The following is a 19,113-nucleotide window of genomic DNA, read 5'->3' as shown; positions in this document are numbered from 1 at the left end:
TATATCGCGACCGCCCTAAGCCGGCATATACCCTGTCTTAGAACAGGTATTTATGAATTTAAATTTATATCTGCCAGTTTATAGATTAAGAGTCACGGACATCGGACAGTGATCAGACGCTTTAGGCCGAATATACCCCACACCCGGGAACCTACGTCCCGTATATCTATCGGCACGCATAGGCTGACCAGCACGTATAATTCTTAATTTAGCATCCGTGTTTCGAGCGGCTAAGGCAGGCGACAGAAAAATATGGTCCAAAGCCCCATACACCCCTTCCCGACTATAATAATGGGTCCAGCGATTTAGCGGATCTTCCTCAAGGAATGCACCCGCATCTATTGAGAAATTATCTTCAAGGAATGGTCCAAGCCCATGATCGTCAACAGGAATGCCATCTAATTCAAAATAGTCATTGAAATCACCCAACGCGATCCAATTTGCCGAAACCGTGTCTGCAAATCGTTGCTCAATCAATGAACGCACAGCTTTAGCCTCGGCTTCACGAATTGGCTTTGTTTCAAAACGTCCACCATTCATGGACTTAAAGTGACAAACAAACAGGGTGAGAGATTTGCCCTCTTTTTCAATTTCTACTTCAAGACAATCGCGGCGAAACACGCGGTCATTTGGATGATATCCAGATGGCGGTGTCATGCCAAAGTCGGCATAAGTCTTTCGACCATGACTTTCTTGGCGGACAATCTTCGCACGAGATAATACTCCAACATCAATACCGCGCTGGTCGTTACCTTCAATCAAGGCACGAAAAAAATACGGTTTCCGCAACCATTTTCTAAGGTAGCGATTATGAAACGCAGTCAGTGTAACTAGATTTTCAACCTCTTGCAGGCAACACACATCCGCCTGAGCTGCAGACAAAGCCTGCGCTGTTAAAGTGCGATCATCTTCAGAAAGAACATTGAAAACGGCATCAATTTGGTTGGCACGGTCCGCACTCTTTATCTGTGTGATTTTGTGGGCGAGATCTGGAATTGATTGAGTGGAAAAATCACACCGCATCATCAGGTTTTCACAATTAAACGTCGTCACCGATATTTGTGTCATGTCTGCCCTTCATGCAACCAACCCCCAGATAGATATACATTTTTACACAAAAGAAAAGGCCGGAGCATGATGCTCCGGCCTTCCTAATAGTTTTGATACAATCGAGACCTAGAAGTCTACAGTCGCACCAAAGAAGACGTAACGTCCAAGTGCATCATAAACCTGTGGGAATGTGTTTCCGTTACCGAAACCAGAACCTACAGAAGATGAAAGTGGTGGCTCATCATCCATAACGTTGTTGATACCAGCACGAAGGCTAGTGTTTTCAAACACGTCATATGTCGCGTTCACGTCAAGGTAGTTTTGAGAATCAAGTGGTTGTGCACCAGACTCCAACTCTACCTCACCGAAGTGACGCCATGTCAGACCAGCTGTAACATTCCAAGGTGTTTCCCATGAAGCGCCCGCAATGTGACGGTACTCAGGGTTGGAAGTTCCGTGACGTCCACCATAGAAGCCAATGCTGTCATATGGCTCTGAAGTTGGAAGCTCTTGCGTTATTAGATCTTGCAAAATTGTAGCTGTGTAATCCATTGTCATTGATCCAAAAGTACCAATATCGAATGAATATGCTGCATTCACATCAAAACCAGATGTTGAAAGCTCACCAGTGTTAACGTTTGTGGCAGTAATGAAGCCAGATGTACCAGCCCATAGTGTACCACCACCACCACGATTAACGAGGCTACAGAAGAATGCATCGCCATTTTCAAGACACTCATTCAATGCAGTTTCTGGGTTTACTGTAGAAATGTAGTCTTCAACTGTGATGTCGAAATAGTCCACAGATAGTGTCAGACCATCCATGAATGTTGGCTCAAACACAAAACCAATTGTGAATGTTTCAGAAACCTCAGGATCAAGCTCTAAGTTACCACCAGTAAGTTGGTTGAACTGACCTGCTGGGTTATCAGCAATAAAGCCGTATTGAGCTGCAGTTACACCTGTGTTCGCACACTGTGCAGCTGTTGCTGCTGGGTTCGAACCAGAACATGGGTCATAATATGTATCCCCATCTGGACCTTGCTCAGTTAAGTCAAAAAGACCTAGACCTTGTGCATCATACAATTCAAAGATGTTCGCAGTACGTGCAGCTTGTTGGTAAGACGCACGGAAACGAATGTCTTCAACTGGCGCATAGTCAAACCCGACTTTGTATGTGTCAGTTGTTGCATCAGGTGTTGTGTAGTCTGAGTAACGGTAAGCAAACTCAAGACCAAGGTCATAAATACCAGGCTTGTCTTGCACCAATGGTACATTCAACTCACCAAAGAATTCGTATGATTCTGTTGATCCTGAAATTGGAGTTGTCGGACCACCTTGTCCATAACCATCACCTGATTGGAAACCAGCATCAGGAGTGAATGACAATGAGTTACGGCGGTATTCAGCACCAACCACAAACCCAAGACCTTCAGTCGCTGACGGGATTTTCATACCGTGCTGTGTTAGGTCACCAGCAATTGTACCCACAATGTTTTGTGCGTCTGTGCTACCGTTTGAAAGAAGCGGACTAACAACATATCCAAGCGCTGCCTGTGATGGGCCATTCGCAGAGAAGATGTCGTAAGGCACACATTGTCCATCATCGTTTGATGTATCTGCGTCAGCGTTAACCGCACAAACAATGTTACCTTCACCATCGTCAACAGCGTTAAGTGCTTTAGCAACTTTAACTTTTGACAATTCATTTAGGTAAGACTGAGACAAGCTTACACGCGCAAAAGATGCAAACACGTCATACTGAAGACCAGTATCAGCGATTTCACCGCGAGCACCCGCGACACCGCGGAATGTTTGGTGTGTTAGATCGTCTGTACGGTTACCACCTTCAACGTTACGACGCAGGATAAGAACACCTGTCGCTGTATCATCAGTCGTTAGACCTTGGCTACCACAGAGATATTCGAACTGTTGGCCTGACAAGAACGCGTTGTTACAGTTGATTCCACCAGCGTCACCGGCAATACCACCACCGAACACACCTGATGGCGCGATCTGAGCGAATGTACGGTTATGCATGAATGAAAGTTCTGTGTAGACTTCAACGTTTTTGTTGAATTCATAGTGCCCATTCACACCAAATGAGTAACGCTCATCTGGACGTTGGTAATAGTTGAATGGATTGTAGTTAAAGGTACCTGATGAACCGTCACTAAATACGCCATCTTTCACACCAAACAAACCAGGTAGACCACCTGCGCCTGGGTTTTCATCATCAAATACTGGGATATTTCCGGTACCTAGAACAAGGAAGTTTGCATCAAGGTTTGTAGCAGAACCACCACATCCGTATGGACCTGAACCAGTCAAAGCACAGTTTGAATAGTCGCGTTGCCCTTGGTTTACAGCTTCAACATTACGGTATGATGCATAAGCAGTAATGTTGCCATTTCCATCATCAGAGTTCACACCCATGATCGCAGTAATATCGTATGCTGTACCATCAGTTGTACTGCCACTAGGTGCATCATAACCGTTGGCAGCATTCAATTCCTGCATAGTAGTGTTGTTGTTGTTGTGCTGGAAGAAAGAATAGTTTGAATCGATGCGAACACCTTCAAAGTCATCTTTCATGATGAAGTTCACAACACCAGCAATAGCGTCAGAACCATACACAGCGGACGCACCACCTGTAAGAACATCCACGCGCTCGATTAGAGCAGCAGGAATTTGGTTCAAGTCAGCAGCAGCCAATTGCGGAGAACCGTAAGGCATACGACGACCGTTCATAAGAACCAATGTACGGTTTGCACCAAGACCACGTAGGTTTACTGTAGCAGTACCTGAAGAACCGTTAGAAACAGCTGAACCTTGACCCGCAAATGCTTGCGGCAAAGTGTTCACGATATCCTCAACACGCACAACACCACGTGTTGTGATCTCACCAGCACCAATGTTTGTCACTGGGCTTGTACCGATTAGGTTTTGTTGTGGGATACGTGTACCTGTAACCACGATAGTTTGCTGAACAGATGAATCTTCAGTAGCTTCAGCGATCGTGTCTACGTCTTGAGCCAATACAGCTGGTGCACTGATTGCAGCCAGACCAGCCAAAATCGTAGAGCGGACCAAGCCGCTCTTTAAGTTCTTAATAGTCATTCGGACCCCCGAATTAGAGAATTACAATAGTTCGCTGCCCTTCAGAACTGGCGTTGCCCCACCAGTAAAGAAACTCTGACCTGCGAACTTGCATAACAACCAAGTCTACTGTCACAAAATCGTCAATTGATTTAGATGAAACTTGATCGAATACGCTGCCTTTATCACAGCACTGAGACTATTATGCAACAATCAGGCGGCTCATTCCCCCTTTTTAACAAAATTTGCCCATACACCTCCTTAAAGTGAGGAATAATTGTGCATTTCTTGCTTTTTACCGAAATCTCAACTTCTCAAAAAGGGGTAAAATACCAGCCTTTACCCTAGGTAATATTAAACATTTTGCCAAAAAAATGAGCATACAGGATATCTATATGCTCACCTTAATACCACTATTTGATAACCCAGCTATGCAGATTTAGACATCTACTTGAGCCTCTAGCGCGTTGTCTTGGATGAACTCTCGACGCGGCTCAACGACATCACCCATGAGCTTAGTAAACATCTCGTCAGCCGTATCTGCATGCTCAATGCGCACTTGAAGGAGTGAACGCGCATTCTTATCCAACGTCGTTTCCCACAATTGATCAGGATTCATCTCACCCAATCCTTTATAACGTTGAATTTTGATACCCTTCGCACCAGATTTCAAAACCGCATCCAGAAGCGAAAGTGGGCCATAAACTTCCACCTCTCCACCGCGCTCATGGCGAAGCATTGCTAAGTTTTCGTATATTGCAGTCATATCTTGCGCACGTTCAGCGAGCCTTTTTGCATCGGGAAGCGCAAGCAATGTTGCATCCAATGTGACACTCTCCTTCACATTACGTACTTCTCTTTCAAGCAATAGGCCGCCATTTTCAAGAGTAGCGGACCACGTGTTTTCACCCTCTTCTGCAAGCAAGTTCAACCGGTCGGCAGTCTTATTGGCCTCATCTTGGCCAGCCCCGACATTCATGGCGCCTGCAATAGCTGCATGCTCTAGAATGAAACTTGGCGCACGCAGGGAAAGACGGGATAAAGTTTGCTTAAATACGGCTGCATCGCGCACACGCGCTCTAAGGTCTTCTCCAGCGATCTGCTCACCAGATTGAAGCACAAGTGTTTCACCCGTCGTACCTTCATCAATAAGGTAGGCGTCCATCTCCGCATCATCTTTCAGATAACGCGATGAACGCCCCTTTTCAGCCTTATAAAGTGGAGGCTGCGCAATAAACAAATGCCCCCGCTCAATAAGCTCTGGCATTTGACGATAAAAGAATGTCAGCAAAAGTGTACGGATGTGCGCACCATCAACATCAGCATCCGTCATGATGATAATTTTGTGATAGCGAAGCTTATCTGGCTGAAACCCCTCATCAGGCTTTTCTTCAGAACGACGTCCAATACTTGCACCAAGCGCAGTAATAAGCGTTCCAACCTGATCAGAACTCAACATGCGATCAAAGCGAGCCCGCTCAACGTTCAAAATTTTACCACGTAGAGGCAATACAGCTTGATTTTCTCGGTTGCGCCCCTGCTTTGCAGATCCACCCGCTGAATCCCCCTCCACTATAAAGAGCTCAGACTTGGCAGGATCTTTTTCCTGACAATCTGCCAACTTCCCAGGGAGCGACGTAATATCCAAAGCCGACTTACGGCGTGTAAGCTCACGCGCACGACGCGCTGCTTCACGCGCAGCCGCCGCTTCAACGATTTTGGACATAATGATTTTAGCTTGCGTCGGATTTTCTTCAAACCACGTTGAAAGCGCATCTGTCATCAAATTATCAACGACGGGACGCACTTCGGAAGACACAAGCTTATCTTTTGTCTGAGATGAGAACTTTGGATCTGGCACTTTTACTGAAAGAACACATGTAAGGCCTTCACGTGCATCATCACCAGAAATATCAACTTTTTCCTTCTTGGCGACACCAGTTTCTTGCGCATATTTGTTGATCACACGCGTTAGCGCAGCTCTGAAACCAGCTAAGTGCGTTCCACCATCTCGCTGCGGAATATTATTTGTGAAACACAGAACATTCTCATGATAACTGTCATTCCACTCTAACGCAGCTTCAACCGTAATTCCTTCTTTTTCAGCTGTTGCCCAAATAGGGTCTGGAAGAAGAGCAGATTTCTTGTTGTCGAGATGCCTTACAAACTCAACAACACCCCCTGCATATTCAAGGATGGTTTCAATCGGTTCAGCAGGACGTTCATCCCGAAACACAATTTTTACACCCGAGTTCAGAAATGCTAATTCACGCAAACGGTGCTCAAGCGTCTCACGCTTAAATTCAACCATCGTGAATGTTTCTGTTGACGGTAAAAAACGGACTTCCGTCCCGGTCTCATGCCGTGACCCGTCAGGACGCATAGGAGCCTCACCTACCACCTCCAACGGCGCATCAGATACACCATGGGTAAATCGCATTGAATAACGTTTACCATTACGATTGATAGAAAGCTGCAACCATTCCGACAGCGCGTTCACAACCGACACACCCACACCGTGGAGACCACCCGAAACCTTATACGAGTTGTCGTCAAATTTACCACCAGCGTGTAGCTGGGTCATAATCACCTCTGCAGCAGATATCCCCTCCGTTGGGTGCATATCTACAGGCACACCACGACCATTGTCGGAAATAGACGCTGACCCATCAGCATGCAAAGTCACGGTCACATAATCAGCATGTCCTGCTAGCGCTTCATCAATGGAGTTATCCACTACCTCATAAATCATGTGGTGAAGGCCCGAGCCATCATCTGTATCACCGATATACATACCGGGACGCTTACGAACGGCCTCAAGGCCTTTCAAGACTTTGATCGACCCTGCGCCGTATTCTGCGTTCTCTACTGGTTCAGTCATGTCGAGGACCTCCGCCCATAATTACTATAACCCAAAGCTTGATGGTGAAACTCATCCAACCTACACCTTGCTAACCTTCCCATTCTCTACGCAAAATCTTTGAGCGCGAGATCCAAAAGCGTCAAACAAACCGGCATCCGTTCCAGTCAACCAAGCCTGACCGCCAAGCGCGGCCAATTCATCATACAAAGCTGCACGTCGCACCGAATCAAGGTGTGCCGCAGCCTCATCTAGCAATAGCAAAGGATTAGGGGCAAAGTCGCCCTCTAAAAGTGCTTTTGCATTCGCTAATATCAGCCCCATAAGGAGCGCTTTTTGCTCTCCTGTCGAGCACTGAGATGCAGGAAGTTGCTTTGGACGGTGAACAACCACCAAATCACTGCGATGAACGCCAGTAAGTGTCCTTCCAGCAACAGAATCCCGCCCTCTTCCGGCCTTCAAAGTATCGCGTATAGCAACTTCTATTTCCTGCAACGAATCACCTCGAAACGCCATCTCTTCAAACTTACCAGAAATAGAAATATCTGCCTTAGGAAAATGCCCCTCCGGACGCGCATCGATTGCAGCTTGAATTCTCTCCATTGCTGACACTCGATTTACTGCTATGGCCGCTCCTGACTGAGCCAACCTATCCTCAAGCGCATCCAACCATGATGGATCTGCACGCCCTCGTTCAAATAAAGCGTTACGTTCTCGCATGGCTTTCTCATAGACCGCAGAAGCGCCTCCATGTGCAGGCGTATGCGCCAACACCTGTCGATCATAAAATTTGCGCCTATCACCCGCTGGACCCGCAAAAACGCGATCCATGGCTGGCGTCAACCACACCACGCGAATAAGTTCTGCAAGATCTGTTTGGCTCACGGCAGCATCATCCAATTTCGCCACTCGACGCGTACGCCCCTCAGCAGAAACATCCAATCCTACAGAAATTTGACGATCTAATCCACAATCATCCATGCGGGCGGAAATCGCCCAGCCACCTGCCACAGCACATCCCGCCTCCGTACGTATAAGAGACGGCAAAGAGGCCGCGCGCAGCCCCTTACCAGGACCAAGCATAGAGACCGCCTCCAGCAAATTCGTCTTGCCCGCGCCATTCGCCCCAAATAAGCATACTGGCCGCGCATCCATCTCTAGGACAGTCGCTATGTGATTACGAAAATTGTGAAGCGCCAGACGTTGTATCGTGATCCCTTTGGAGCCAATACTGACCCCTCCACTCTCTCGGGATGACGTTTTACCATCCAGCGATACATTATCTATTGAATGATCCACCATCTGGCGGCTCAGTTTATACGCGCAGTGGCATCAATACGTATTGCGCCGCAGGGTCAGCCAAATCCGTCACACGCGCAGAAGATGCACCATCATTTAATTCAAAACGAATTTCATCACCTTCAATTTGCTGAGTCACATCCAACAAATAACGCGCGTTGAACCCGATCTCCATGTCCTCATCGCTATAGGTTGCCTCAAGCTCTTCTACACCTTGACCAGTTTCCGCATTTGAAACCTGCAAGACAAGCTTATCTGCAGTAAGCGACAGTTTCACCGACCTTGAACGCTCCGCCGACACAGTAGCCACACGATCAACAGCACTTTTAAACTCTGCATTCTTCAAAATAAGAATTTTTGAGTTCGATTGCGGTATAACGCGCGTATAATCAGGGAAAGAACCATCGATCAATTTTGAAGTGATCACAGCATCGCCAACTTTAACGACAATCTTGGATTCAGACGTTGATACGCTCACATTGCTATCTTGCGTCGCGTCATCCAAAAGGCGTCGAATTTCAGCCACAGCCTTACGTGGAATAATAACACCAGGCAAAGTTGCTGCACCCGCTGGCGCGTCCGCTTCCGCTAAAGCGAGACGGTGGCCATCTGTTGCAACAGTACGTAATTTTGCCTTCCCCCCTACTTCTGCGCCGTGCATATATACACCATTCAGATAATAGCGCGTTTCTTCGGTGGAGATCGCAAATCTAGTCTTGTCGATTAATCGACGAAAATCAGCTGCTGGAATATCAAAACTGTTGGGTGCCTCTTCCTTTGACATCGTCTGGAAGTCATCTGCCGGCAAAGTTGGCAAAGCAAAACGGGACCGACCAGCAGTAATTGTCAAACGTCGCGTCTCCGCATCCAACAACAAGCCAATATCTGATCCATCAGGCAATTTGCGCACAACATCGAACAATGTTTGAGCGGGGGCTGTCACTGAGCCCGCCTTCTCAATATGAGCAATCGTCGTATCGGATGCTTCCATATCAAGGTCAGTTGCCGTCAACCGCAAGCTCGTACCCTCAGCATCAATAAGCACGTTCGATAAAATCGGAATCGTGTTGCGGCGTTCCACAACATTTTGAACGTGAGATAGCGCTTTCATTAATGCGCCGCGGTCGATTGTCAGCTTCATATGCAGTCACCTGCTTTGGAACGGCCAGACACAGAAGGAGAATACCGACTATGCGTTGACCCATGTGAATTCGGCCCGCCCTTTATAGGACGGGCCGAAACCATATCTAATTTTTTGTGTGAGGGAAGCCTTTACTTGCGTCAATATTCAAAAATACTGACGAAAAGCCTCCTTCTCATGCAAATCACCTAAATTTAGGACTTAAGTGAACTGCTGATTTCGTGGATCATCCAAAATTTGATGCTGAAGCTTAGCCAGCTCCTCATGCAAATCTGGCTCTTCCTCTTTCCGCTCCAAAACTTTACGGCAAGCATAAATAACTGTCGTGTGATCCCGCTTTCCAAAGTTAAAGCCGATCAAGGGATATGAGCAAGTCGTCAACTCACGACAGAAATACATAGCAACCTGACGAGGCTGCGCCAGATTGCGACGACGTGAAGCCGCATCCAAGTCAGCTTTCGTTATGCCGTAAAATTTCGCGACCACATCTTTGATCGTGTCAATCTTAGGTGCACGACGCTCACCAACAATAAGTCGGATTGCATTTTCAACTGCCGCCTCAGTAACAGGCTTATTCGCAAGAACAGTTCCCGCGAACACATTCCGAACAGCGCCGTATAATGCGCGCCCAGAAGCAGTCAAACGCTCAGCCATCAAATTTATCCAAGCTTCCTCAAGCTCAAATTCAGGGAAATCCTGCTGAATGATTTCAATTTTCGAACGGATAATCTCAGCACGCATCTCTATTTCAGGGCGGTGTACCTCAACAACTACACCACCTTGAATATCATCCCGCATACGATCATCGAGACACTCCAAGCGCGTAGGAGCTGCATCGGCTGACAAGACAACTTTTCCGCCATTGGCTATTACAGCACGAAGATGTTGGAAAAACTCTTTTAGTGTTGCAGCGCGTGATGTGATCAACTGAAGATCATCAAGCAATACAATGTCTGCATTGCGAATACGATTACGTTGCGCACTAGTATCTTTCTGGCGCACGCCCTCCACAAACGTAAGCATAAAATCTTCTGCACTCATATATACAGCAGATTTCTTACCACCTTGAACCGCGCAATCGTGCTTGATAGCGCGCAGCAAATGCGTCTTACCAACACCATGCGCACCATAAAAGAGCACCACAGATACCGGACCAACAATACCCGCCGCGACTTTACGCGCGATATTCGCCGCTAATTGATTGCTTTCGCCCACAACCAATGTGTCGAAGGTTTGCGTGAGGTCCACACCTTGTGTGAAGTCTTCCGCCTCTACTTCATCAGATTGCACAACTGATAGAGGCGCCACACTTTGTAGGCTTGTCTCTTGGCTTGCGCGATTTGCTTTAGCGAGCGTTTTAAGATCCACAGGAAGATCAGCATCCGCAACCAAAGTTACTGGACGCGTCTTAGGATCTAATGCGGTCCATACGCCAATGATATTTCTCATGTAATCGCGCTCAATGCGCTCACGGTCCAATTTGGATTCCGTTGCCAAAATTACACTACCGTCAACCTCAGCCACAAAGACTAAGGATGACATCCATTTGTCAAATGTACTTGCGCCATACACATCGCGCAGTTTTGAACGTACATCACCCCAAATGACAGGACCACGCCCGCCTTCGGAAAGTAATTCAGTTTGCATCTCTATGTCACTTAATAGTGGCATAGAGTCTATTTTCGTTTGGTTATCCATCTTACCCACAGCCCCAAATTCTTATATTTGCTCTTTCCCTACCCGCAATTATTTTAGACAAACCACTCCTGTTCACACCCATGAACAAGTGGTGCGTGGCGTCCTTCTGCGGTGCAGGGAGAAACTCTCTGAGATGGAGATATTCACCAAAATTAACCTTACTCGTCAACGCATATTCACAGGTAATCGCACTACGAACCCAAAGATTTTTTTGTCAAATCGGGAAGAAATTTAAAAAGTGAATAGATTCCAGAGAGTTGGAAAAAACTAGAAAAACGCAAGCAAAAAAAGTGTCTTTTTTTGAAAAATATTCACACAGCATACGGACGAGTTATCCACACGAATCGGCTGCGCCATTTACTTTATATTTACAAGATAGGAAGCCTGTTTTTTCTCAGCACACCCTCACAAAACCTCTGGATATTGCTACTAGCAAATTTATTGCAAAAATAAAGGCAGACCGAAGCCTGCCTCTATAATTCCAGACCTAAACGATCCAGTTTGACTTATGCCATCGCCTTAACGCGAGATGCCAAACGAGACACCTTACGAGAGCCAGTGTTACGGTGGATAATGCCTTTGCTTACCGCACGCATAATTTCAGGCTCTGCACTGTGAAGCGCTGCTTCAGCAACCTTCTTGTCACCACCTGAGATAGCTTCTTCAACACGACGAATGTATGTACGTACACGAGAACGGCGATTCTTGTTAACAGCCGTCCGCCGGGCGATTTTACGTACCATTTTTTTGGCGGAACTAGTATTGGCCATATAGAGCAGTCTCCGAACATAAAAAAAGGATTTGATGAGCCTGTCACAGTCCAGACACACTCATCGGAAGGGCGTAGATACCAACAGGTGATTTTTTCGTCAACGTTGAATCTTCAGATTCTTTCGATTCATTCTGTAATCACCACTTCAATTTACTTATTGTCCCACCGTGGCGGGCGATTTTCAGTGAAAGCTGTCATACCTTCTTTTGCATCTCCTGTCGCAAAAACAGAGTGAAAAGCACGTCTTTCAAACAAAACACCCTGTGACAGAGACGTTTCATAGGCTGTATTCACTGCTTCTTTCACCATCATAGCCGTCATGCGCGATTTGCTTGCAATCGTTTTTGCCATATCCAAAGCGAGGTCCATTAGCTCATCTGTTGGCACAACGCGAGACACTAACCCCAGAGACAAAGCTTCAGCAGCAGTCAACATACGCCCCGTCAAACACATATCCATCGCAGTTGATTTTCCGATGAACCGCGTAAGACGTTGTGTTCCACCTGCACCAGGCAATAGCGCTAAATTTATTTCCGGCTGTCCGAATTTAGCATTTTCACCCGCAACAATAATATCGCACATCATTGCCAATTCACATCCACCACCAAGCGCGTAACCTGATACCGCAGCAATTGTTGGCTTACGGCACTGAGCAACACGCTCCCAATTAGCTGTAATGAAATTGTCTTTATAGTTTTGCGAATAAGTGCGGCCCGCCATTTCTTTAATATCGGCACCACCCGCAAAAGCTTTTCCGCCCTTACCAGAAATAACAATACACCCGACGACAGGGAGGCCCTCGAAGTGCTCGATCGCCTCACTTAATTCTGTCATCAGCTCACTGGAGAGCGCGTTCCGCTGCTCTGGACGATTAAGTACGATGCTGGCAACGCCCGTTACTTCATCAAGGTTTGTTTCAATCAACTTATAGCTCATAAAAGCCTCTCCTTACGAAACTCGGCGTATAAAATGCACACAAGGTCGCTTAGTCATTCATTTTTGAAGATGCTGGTCGCACCACGAGTTTAAAATCCACGTGAGTTACAACATCCAATTGGCTCACACTGATATACAAACGCTCATTTGCACGCTCGAACACCAAGGGACCCCCAACAAGCGCCCACCCAAATGCTGGAAGAGACGCTTTATAATAATCAATAGACTGATCAATTGTTCCTGCACCCTCGGCCGATGTTTCAACAATTCGGCCAAATGGCGTTTCAAACTCCACAGGGTCCCCCAGCTCGACAAAACCAACCGGCAACGGAATATCCTGAATTGTTTCTAAAAAATCTACTGCGCTGGCTGGTACAGCAAAACTCATCAAAAATACAAGAGCTGCAAACCACGATATTAATTGCCGGCGTAAGCCTGATGCTCCAAAACACATCTTCAGCCCTTCCCGTTTTACCCTTCGGCCAGATATAGACCAAGATGACGCTAAGGTCACCTTTTAATGGTATCACCTTTTCAAAACATTACTTCTGACAATTCGTGCAGTAAAAAGTCGACCGACCCGACTGGCTAATGCGCATAATCGGCGTATCGCAAATTTTACATGCTTTACCCTCTTGGCCGTAAACCAAAAAACTATGCTGAAAATAACCCAGTTTACCATCGGTTTGAGCAAAATCTGAAATCGACGATCCTCCCGCATCAATCGCCTCGCGAATGACATCCTTTATGACGGGGACAAGTTTTTCAGCCCTTTTCCCCGCTATAGTCGATGACTTACGCACGGGCGAAATACCTGAACGAAATAACGCTTCGCACACATATATATTCCCCAACCCCGCAACGATACGCTGATCCAGAAGTGCCGATTTAATAGGCGAAGATTTATTTTTTAAAATTTCACTCAAATAGGCCGATGAGAACGAATTGGACAAAGGCTCGGGCCCCAATTCAGCAAATCGCTTGGATTTTTCCGCCTCGCCGACACCATATAATTCCATAAACCCAAACCGACGCGGGTCGTTAAACGTTACAGTCACACCACCTTCCATATGAAAAACAACGTGATCATGAATAACGTTATTACTTACAGAATGAGCAAAAGCCTCAAACCCCTTCCCTTCAATAGAAAAGCGCCCTGTCATTCCCAAATGCATGGTCAACACTTCACCACTGGACAATTGCGCCATAAGAAACTTCGCACGCCGCCCAAGCCGTTCAATACGAACCCCTTTCAGGCGCTCTGCAAATCTATCAGCAAAGGGAAAACGCAAATCTGCACGGCGCAATTCAACGCGCTCTATGGCGCGACCTTCCATTGCGGGAGATAATCCGCGGCGAACAGTCTCAACTTCAGGCAGCTCTGGCATGGAACTAGCTATAGCGTGCTAGCAAAGCTTCGCCTATGGTGCATATTAGAAAATGCATAAAATCGGCCTACAGGATAAATCGATGACGGACGAAAAAGTATCATTCGGGTTTGAGGACGTCTCTCAAGAAGAAAAAGTCTCACGCGTAAAAGGTGTTTTTCGTTCGGTTGCTACAAAATACGATCTCATGAACGATCTCATGTCCGCAGGTGTTCATCGTATTTGGAAATCGAATACGATAGCCCGGCTCAACCCCCAACCAGGTGAGCTGCTGCTGGATTGCGCAGGGGGAACAGGCGATATAGCACGCGCATTCGTCGCGAAAGCAGAAGAGGTGCGCAAGCGCCGCGGCGGGGAACCAGCCATGGCGATCGTGACAGACATCAATGATGATATGTTGCTCGCAGGCTTAGAACAGCGCGGCGATGACGGTCTAATATGGGCATGTGCTGACGCTACAAATCTGCCCTTCCCCGACAAATGCGTCGATGTGGTCACTATTTCTTTTGGGATAAGAAATGTGGTTGATATACCTGCAGCTCTTCGAGAATTTCGTCGCGTCCTCAAGCCGGGTGGACGATTTGCGTGTTTGGAATTTTCACATATGGCCACGAAAGAAATGCAAGCAGCCTATGATGCGTACTCTTTCAATGTCATTCCCCAATTAGGAAAAATCGTTACGGGTGACAAAGATAGTTATCAATATCTTGTTGAATCTATTCGTTGTTTTCCAAAGCAAGATGCCTTCGCCGACATGATTAAAGAGGCGGGGTTTTCCAACGTATCCTTCACAAACTACACAGGCGGCGTTGCTGCCCTTCACACGGGCTGGGCGGTCTAACTAGAAATGTTTAAAGCAATCGCAGACTATTACCGCTTATTCAAAGCGGGAACGACACTTGCCAGACATGACGTATTGATACCTGATGATATCCGCCGACACCTTCCTTGGCCCGGCAAGATAATCGGCATGGTGCTAAGACTTTTTTCAGCAGGTAGCAAAAAGAAAAGCACGGGTGAGCGCCTTGCAACTGCTCTTGAAAAAATGGGGCCAGCCTATGTCAAACTAGGACAAATTCTCGCGACACGTCCTGATATTATTGGCATAAAGAACGCTCAAGACCTTTCCCGCCTTAAAGACCGTGTCCCTCCCTTTTCAATTGCACTCGCTGAAAAAGCACTCAAGGCTGAGTTTGGTGACGAATATACGGACCTATTTCCAAAGTTAGAGGCACCAATTGCCGCTGCCTCTATCTCCCAAGTTCATAAGATACAGACGGAAGACGGCCTTAAAGCTCTTAAAATCTTGCGGCCAGATGTTGAAAAACACATTGAGAAGGAATTACGCGCCCTTCGACGCCTTGCACGTATGGTAGAAAAAATAGCACCAGATTCCAGACGTTTACGACCGGTTGATGCCGTCGAAACCATCGCACGTTCATTAACATTGGAGCTGGATCTACGCTTTGAGGCCGGTGCTGCTTCTGAATTTAAAGAAGTGCTGAAAATAGATGGCTATGCTGGCGCGCCTAAAGTCGATTGGAAACGTACCAGCAAACGTATCCTAACGACTGAGTGGATTGATGGCCAAGCCATGACACGGCTGGAGAATATTAGCGATGAAGACCGTAAGGCCTTGGCATATAAGGTAAATCGGAGCTTCTTAGCATCCGCTCTTGACCACGGTTTTTTCCATGCGGATATCCATGAAGGCAATATGATCCTTCATCCCCCGGAAAAAGAAGGGGAAGAATACGAACTAACTTTCATAGATTTTGGAATTATGGGACGCATTGGCCCAGCTGAACGCTTGTTTTTAGCTGAAATTATAAATGGCTTCCTAACACGAAACTATACCCGCCTCGCACGCGTGCACTTTGAAAACGGATATGTGCCAGCAGAACATTCAATGGATGATTTTGCGCAAGCTCTCCGCTCGGTCGGCGAACCCATACATGGTCAAACGGCTGAAGACCTCCCAATGGGTCGAATAATCATGCAACTATTTGATATTACAGAGCAATTTGGAATGAGAATGCGCCCCGAACTCGTTTTAATACAAAAGACCATGGTACAGGTTGAAGGGGTTGCGCGCTCTATTTATCCTCCGCATGATATTTGGGAATCTGCACGTCCAATTGTGGAGCGTTGGGTCGCGCGGGAATTTGGTCCGGTGGGAGCTGCAAAGCTTGCGCAGAATGTCGCCAATGAAGCCACAAACAGGATTAAGCGCCTTCCTCAATTTATGGACCGAGTTGAGAACGCTTTGATTTCTATAGAAAATCCTCCCAAACCCATTGAACAAAGATCAAATTCTGGTGTTTGGACACTCGCATTAATCCTTGGAACAGCACTGACAGGATTGATTGGATACGTCTGGGGACTTCACGTTTAAGCGATTAGGCAAAATCAATACGGTCCAATCCGTGCATTCTTCATTTAAATACGTTAGATAGACTGCAAGAAGACCCTTTTGGAGACCGAGAACCGTGGCTGATAAATCAATACTCCTCATCATTGGTGGCGGCATAGCGGCCTATAAGAGCCTTGAACTTATTAGAGAATTGTCTCGAAACAATGTATCTACACGATGCATTCTCACCAAAAGCGGACAGGAGTTTGTAACGCCTTTGACGGTCTCAGCCCTCTCAGGAGAAAAGGTCTTCACAGAGCTATTTGATCTCGATGATGAAGCTGACATGGGCCATATTCAGCTGTCACGTTCTACCGATCTGGTAGTCGTCTGCCCTGCCACTGCTGACCTTATGGCTAAGGCCTGCGCTGGGCTTGCTACCGATCTGGCGACCACGACCTTGCTGGCTACTGACAAGCCGGTTTTCATGGTCCCTGCGATGAACGTACGCATGTGGGATCATCCTGCGACACAGCGCAATATCGCTCAACTTCGTCTCGATGGTATTGAGGTGATGGAACCTGATGTCGGTGAAATGGCATGTGGCGAATATGGGCCTGGTCGCTTACCTGAAGTATCTCGCATTGCAGCAGAAATTCTTGATCATCTCGCAAAACCGATTGACGGACCGCTCGCTGGAAAAAAAGCCGTTGTTACGGCCGGACCAACCCGCGAAGCATTAGACCCTGTACGTTATATCTCAAACCATTCTTCGGGAAAGCAAGGCTATGCAATCGCAACAGCGCTTTCGCGTTTAGGCGCGGACGTGACGCTTGTGTCTGGCCCGACATCTTTACCTCAACCCGCCGGCGTCAATTTTGTACAAGTGGAAACAGCCGTGCAAATGTTAGACGCTGTAAAAAGCGAACTACCTTCCGATATTTTTATATCTGTTGCCGCTGTCGCCGATTGGCGTCCAGCAGAGCCCTCTGATGTGAAAATCAAAGCAAAAACCACAAAGGATGGCCTTGGTTCTATCACGCTGGTGGAAAATCCCGATATCCTTAAAACAATCTCTCATATGAAAGGCAAACGCCCTTCCCTTGTTGTTGGGTTTGCCGCTGAAACGAATGATGTGGAAGATCACGCCCAAGGAAAACTAGAGCGCAAAGGCTGTGATTGGATTGTTGCCAATGATGTGTCTGGCGATGTGATGGGCGGTTCTGAAAATGAAATTGCCATCATCAAACGCGATGGCATAGAGCGTCTTCCGCGTATGGACAAAAGCGCCGTGGCTCAAAACCTTGCCCTGCGCATTGCTGAAAATTTCTCTACAATTAAAGCTAAATAGCCCAAACGCAGCTAAGAACTCGATAGTGCTAAAAGGATACCTGAATGAAAAACGTATTCATTATCAATGGTCATTACCCATATCCAAATCGAAAAGGCGAGCTAAACAGTTCTCTTGTAGACCTTGCCCGCAAGCACTTTGAAAATCGAGGCGCTAAAGTATCAATCACGGAAACCAAGGACGAATATGTCGTTGAAGAAGAATTGCAAAAATTCATCGATGCGGATCTCGTCATTTGGCAATTTCCTGTCCACTGGATGGGTCTGCCTTGGCGCGTAAAACAGTATTTTGATATTGTCTTTACTGCTGGACACAATGGAGAGTTATTTACAAGCGATGGGCGGACTCCTGCCAACCCTAAAGCTAATTACGGTTCTGGCGGATCGCGCCAAGACACAAAATACATGCTTTCCGCAACTTTCAACGCACCAATGCATGCCTTCAACGCGCCCGATGAATATCTATTCGAAGGCAAGGACGTTGAGGACATAATGTTCCCTATTCATATGACAATGAAATTCCTTGGGATGCAGGGATTGCCCACTTTTTCATGTCATGACGTGGTGAAAAACCCAACAATTGAAAGCGACTTCGATCGCTTTGAAGAGCATCTAGCAAATATCAAATTATAGATAAGCCTTTCATTGAACTAGCAAAACAGTTTAAGCATGTTTCCAGATTCAGGAGACATGCGATGAGCCAGCCAGCCAACACAGCAACAATCGAAGTAAAACCCCTTCCCCATTTTGAAGGTTTGGCATTGCCAGCTTATGAAACCACAAGTGCGGCCGGCATGGATTTACGCGCAGCTAATGCCGAAGGTGAAGACATAGTGCTTGCCCCCATGCAACGGGATATGATCCCGACAGGTTTGAGCATGGCAATTCCACATGGCTATGAAGTGCAAATTCGTCCGCGTTCTGGACTAGCAGCTAAACACGGCATTACATGCCTCAACACACCCGGCACAATTGACGCAGATTATCGCGGTGAAGTGAAAGTCATTTTGATTAATCTGGGGTCAGAACCATTCACCATCAAACGCGGCGAACGCATCGCGCAAATGGTGGTCGCGCCCGTCACGCAAGGTGTTTGGAAAGAAGTTCATGAACTATCAAGTACTGATCGCGGCACAGGTGGATTTGGCTCTACTGGGCGCTAAAACA

15 protein-coding genes are annotated in these 19,113 nt (G+C 46.9%); 5 read left to right on the top strand and 10 right to left on the bottom strand.

What is annotated here, in order from left to right:
- Positions 1 to 78: 78 nt before the first annotated feature.
- The 10 genes from ACFQS8_RS12490 to mutM form a co-directional block, all read right to left on the bottom strand.
- A complete protein-coding gene (locus ACFQS8_RS12490) occupies positions 79 to 1,068 on the bottom strand; it encodes an endonuclease/exonuclease/phosphatase family protein (protein ID WP_382167864.1) in 990 nt (329 codons plus the stop codon).
- Between the two features lie 108 nt (positions 1,069 to 1,176).
- On the bottom strand, positions 1,177 to 4,170 hold the full coding sequence (locus ACFQS8_RS12485; protein ID WP_382167862.1) for a TonB-dependent receptor plug domain-containing protein: 2,994 nt from the start codon (positions 4,168 to 4,170) through the stop codon (positions 1,177 to 1,179).
- A gap of 418 nt (positions 4,171 to 4,588) precedes the next feature.
- Complete coding sequence (gene gyrB / locus ACFQS8_RS12480) at positions 4,589 to 7,030, bottom strand: DNA topoisomerase (ATP-hydrolyzing) subunit B (protein WP_382167861.1); 2,442 nt, start codon at positions 7,028 to 7,030, stop codon at positions 4,589 to 4,591.
- A 60-nt stretch (positions 7,031 to 7,090) separates the two neighbouring features.
- Positions 7,091 to 8,311, bottom strand: coding sequence for a DNA replication/repair protein RecF (recF, locus tag ACFQS8_RS12475; protein ID WP_382167859.1), 1,221 nt, complete (start codon positions 8,309 to 8,311; stop codon positions 7,091 to 7,093).
- A 13-nt stretch (positions 8,312 to 8,324) separates the two neighbouring features.
- Positions 8,325 to 9,449: a DNA polymerase III subunit beta gene (gene dnaN, locus ACFQS8_RS12470; protein WP_382167857.1), complete on the bottom strand. Its 1,125-nt coding sequence runs from the start codon at positions 9,447 to 9,449 to the stop codon at positions 8,325 to 8,327.
- A 201-nt stretch (positions 9,450 to 9,650) separates the two neighbouring features.
- Positions 9,651 to 11,147: a chromosomal replication initiator protein DnaA gene (dnaA, locus tag ACFQS8_RS12465; protein WP_382167855.1), complete on the bottom strand. Its 1,497-nt coding sequence runs from the start codon at positions 11,145 to 11,147 to the stop codon at positions 9,651 to 9,653.
- A 506-nt stretch (positions 11,148 to 11,653) separates the two neighbouring features.
- Positions 11,654 to 11,917, bottom strand: a complete 264-nt coding sequence (rpsT, locus tag ACFQS8_RS12460) for a 30S ribosomal protein S20 (protein ID WP_382167853.1) — start codon at positions 11,915 to 11,917, stop codon at positions 11,654 to 11,656.
- A gap of 152 nt (positions 11,918 to 12,069) precedes the next feature.
- Positions 12,070 to 12,855: an enoyl-CoA hydratase-related protein gene (locus ACFQS8_RS12455; RefSeq protein ID WP_382167851.1), complete on the bottom strand. Its 786-nt coding sequence runs from the start codon at positions 12,853 to 12,855 to the stop codon at positions 12,070 to 12,072.
- Between the two features lie 49 nt (positions 12,856 to 12,904).
- Complete coding sequence (locus tag ACFQS8_RS12450) at positions 12,905 to 13,309, bottom strand: hypothetical protein (RefSeq protein WP_382167849.1); 405 nt, start codon at positions 13,307 to 13,309, stop codon at positions 12,905 to 12,907.
- Between the two features lie 88 nt (positions 13,310 to 13,397).
- On the bottom strand, positions 13,398 to 14,243 hold the full coding sequence (mutM, locus tag ACFQS8_RS12445) for a bifunctional DNA-formamidopyrimidine glycosylase/DNA-(apurinic or apyrimidinic site) lyase (protein ID WP_382167848.1): 846 nt from the start codon (positions 14,241 to 14,243) through the stop codon (positions 13,398 to 13,400).
- Positions 14,244 to 14,325: 82 nt separating this feature from the next.
- On the opposite strand from mutM, the gene ACFQS8_RS12440 reads away from it, so the two are divergent.
- From ACFQS8_RS12440 to dut, 5 genes are all read left to right on the top strand, one after another.
- A complete protein-coding gene (locus tag ACFQS8_RS12440; protein WP_382167846.1) occupies positions 14,326 to 15,084 on the top strand; it encodes a class I SAM-dependent methyltransferase in 759 nt (252 codons plus the stop codon).
- 6 nt (positions 15,085 to 15,090) lie between these two features.
- The gene (locus ACFQS8_RS12435; protein WP_382167844.1) at positions 15,091 to 16,638 is read left to right on the top strand and encodes an AarF/UbiB family protein; all 1,548 of its coding nucleotides are present in this window, start codon (positions 15,091 to 15,093) and stop codon (positions 16,636 to 16,638) included.
- Between the two features lie 94 nt (positions 16,639 to 16,732).
- A complete protein-coding gene (coaBC, locus tag ACFQS8_RS12430; protein WP_382167842.1) occupies positions 16,733 to 17,947 on the top strand; it encodes a bifunctional phosphopantothenoylcysteine decarboxylase/phosphopantothenate--cysteine ligase CoaBC in 1,215 nt (404 codons plus the stop codon).
- Between the two features lie 44 nt (positions 17,948 to 17,991).
- Entirely contained in the window at positions 17,992 to 18,579 is a 588-nt protein-coding gene (locus ACFQS8_RS12425; RefSeq protein ID WP_382167841.1) for an NAD(P)H-dependent oxidoreductase, read from the top strand.
- Positions 18,580 to 18,641: 62 nt separating this feature from the next.
- Complete coding sequence (gene dut / locus ACFQS8_RS12420) at positions 18,642 to 19,109, top strand: dUTP diphosphatase (protein ID WP_382167839.1); 468 nt, start codon at positions 18,642 to 18,644, stop codon at positions 19,107 to 19,109.
- The last annotated feature ends 4 nt before the right edge of the window (positions 19,110 to 19,113 follow it).

This window comes from Hirschia litorea (assembly GCF_042665075.1).
Classification (GTDB): Bacteria; Pseudomonadota; Alphaproteobacteria; order Caulobacterales; family Hyphomonadaceae; genus Hirschia; species Hirschia litorea.
This window is presented reverse-complemented; position numbering and strand designations above follow the sequence as displayed.

Excerpts from the sequence above, each read along its gene's own strand:
- ACFQS8_RS12490 (WP_382167864.1), bottom strand. The coding sequence starts at position 1,068 with ATGACACAAATATCGGTGACGACGTTTAATTGTGAAAACCTGATGATG.
- ACFQS8_RS12485 (WP_382167862.1), bottom strand. The coding sequence starts at position 4,170 with ATGACTATTAAGAACTTAAAGAGCGGCTTGGTCCGCTCTACGATTTTG.
- gyrB (WP_382167861.1), bottom strand. The coding sequence starts at position 7,030 with ATGACTGAACCAGTAGAGAACGCAGAATACGGCGCAGGGTCGATCAAA.
- recF (WP_382167859.1), bottom strand. The coding sequence starts at position 8,311 with ATGGTGGATCATTCAATAGATAATGTATCGCTGGATGGTAAAACGTCA.
- dnaN (WP_382167857.1), bottom strand. The coding sequence starts at position 9,449 with ATGAAGCTGACAATCGACCGCGGCGCATTAATGAAAGCGCTATCTCAC.
- dnaA (WP_382167855.1), bottom strand. The coding sequence starts at position 11,147 with ATGGATAACCAAACGAAAATAGACTCTATGCCACTATTAAGTGACATA.
- rpsT (WP_382167853.1), bottom strand. The coding sequence starts at position 11,917 with ATGGCCAATACTAGTTCCGCCAAAAAAATGGTACGTAAAATCGCCCGG.
- ACFQS8_RS12455 (WP_382167851.1), bottom strand. The coding sequence starts at position 12,855 with ATGAGCTATAAGTTGATTGAAACAAACCTTGATGAAGTAACGGGCGTT.
- ACFQS8_RS12450 (WP_382167849.1), bottom strand. The coding sequence starts at position 13,309 with ATGTGTTTTGGAGCATCAGGCTTACGCCGGCAATTAATATCGTGGTTT.
- mutM (WP_382167848.1), bottom strand. The coding sequence starts at position 14,243 with ATGCCAGAGCTGCCTGAAGTTGAGACTGTTCGCCGCGGATTATCTCCC.
- ACFQS8_RS12440 (WP_382167846.1), top strand. The coding sequence starts at position 14,326 with ATGACGGACGAAAAAGTATCATTCGGGTTTGAGGACGTCTCTCAAGAA.
- ACFQS8_RS12435 (WP_382167844.1), top strand. The coding sequence starts at position 15,091 with ATGTTTAAAGCAATCGCAGACTATTACCGCTTATTCAAAGCGGGAACG.
- ACFQS8_RS12425 (WP_382167841.1), top strand. The coding sequence starts at position 17,992 with ATGAAAAACGTATTCATTATCAATGGTCATTACCCATATCCAAATCGA.
- dut (WP_382167839.1), top strand. The coding sequence starts at position 18,642 with ATGAGCCAGCCAGCCAACACAGCAACAATCGAAGTAAAACCCCTTCCC.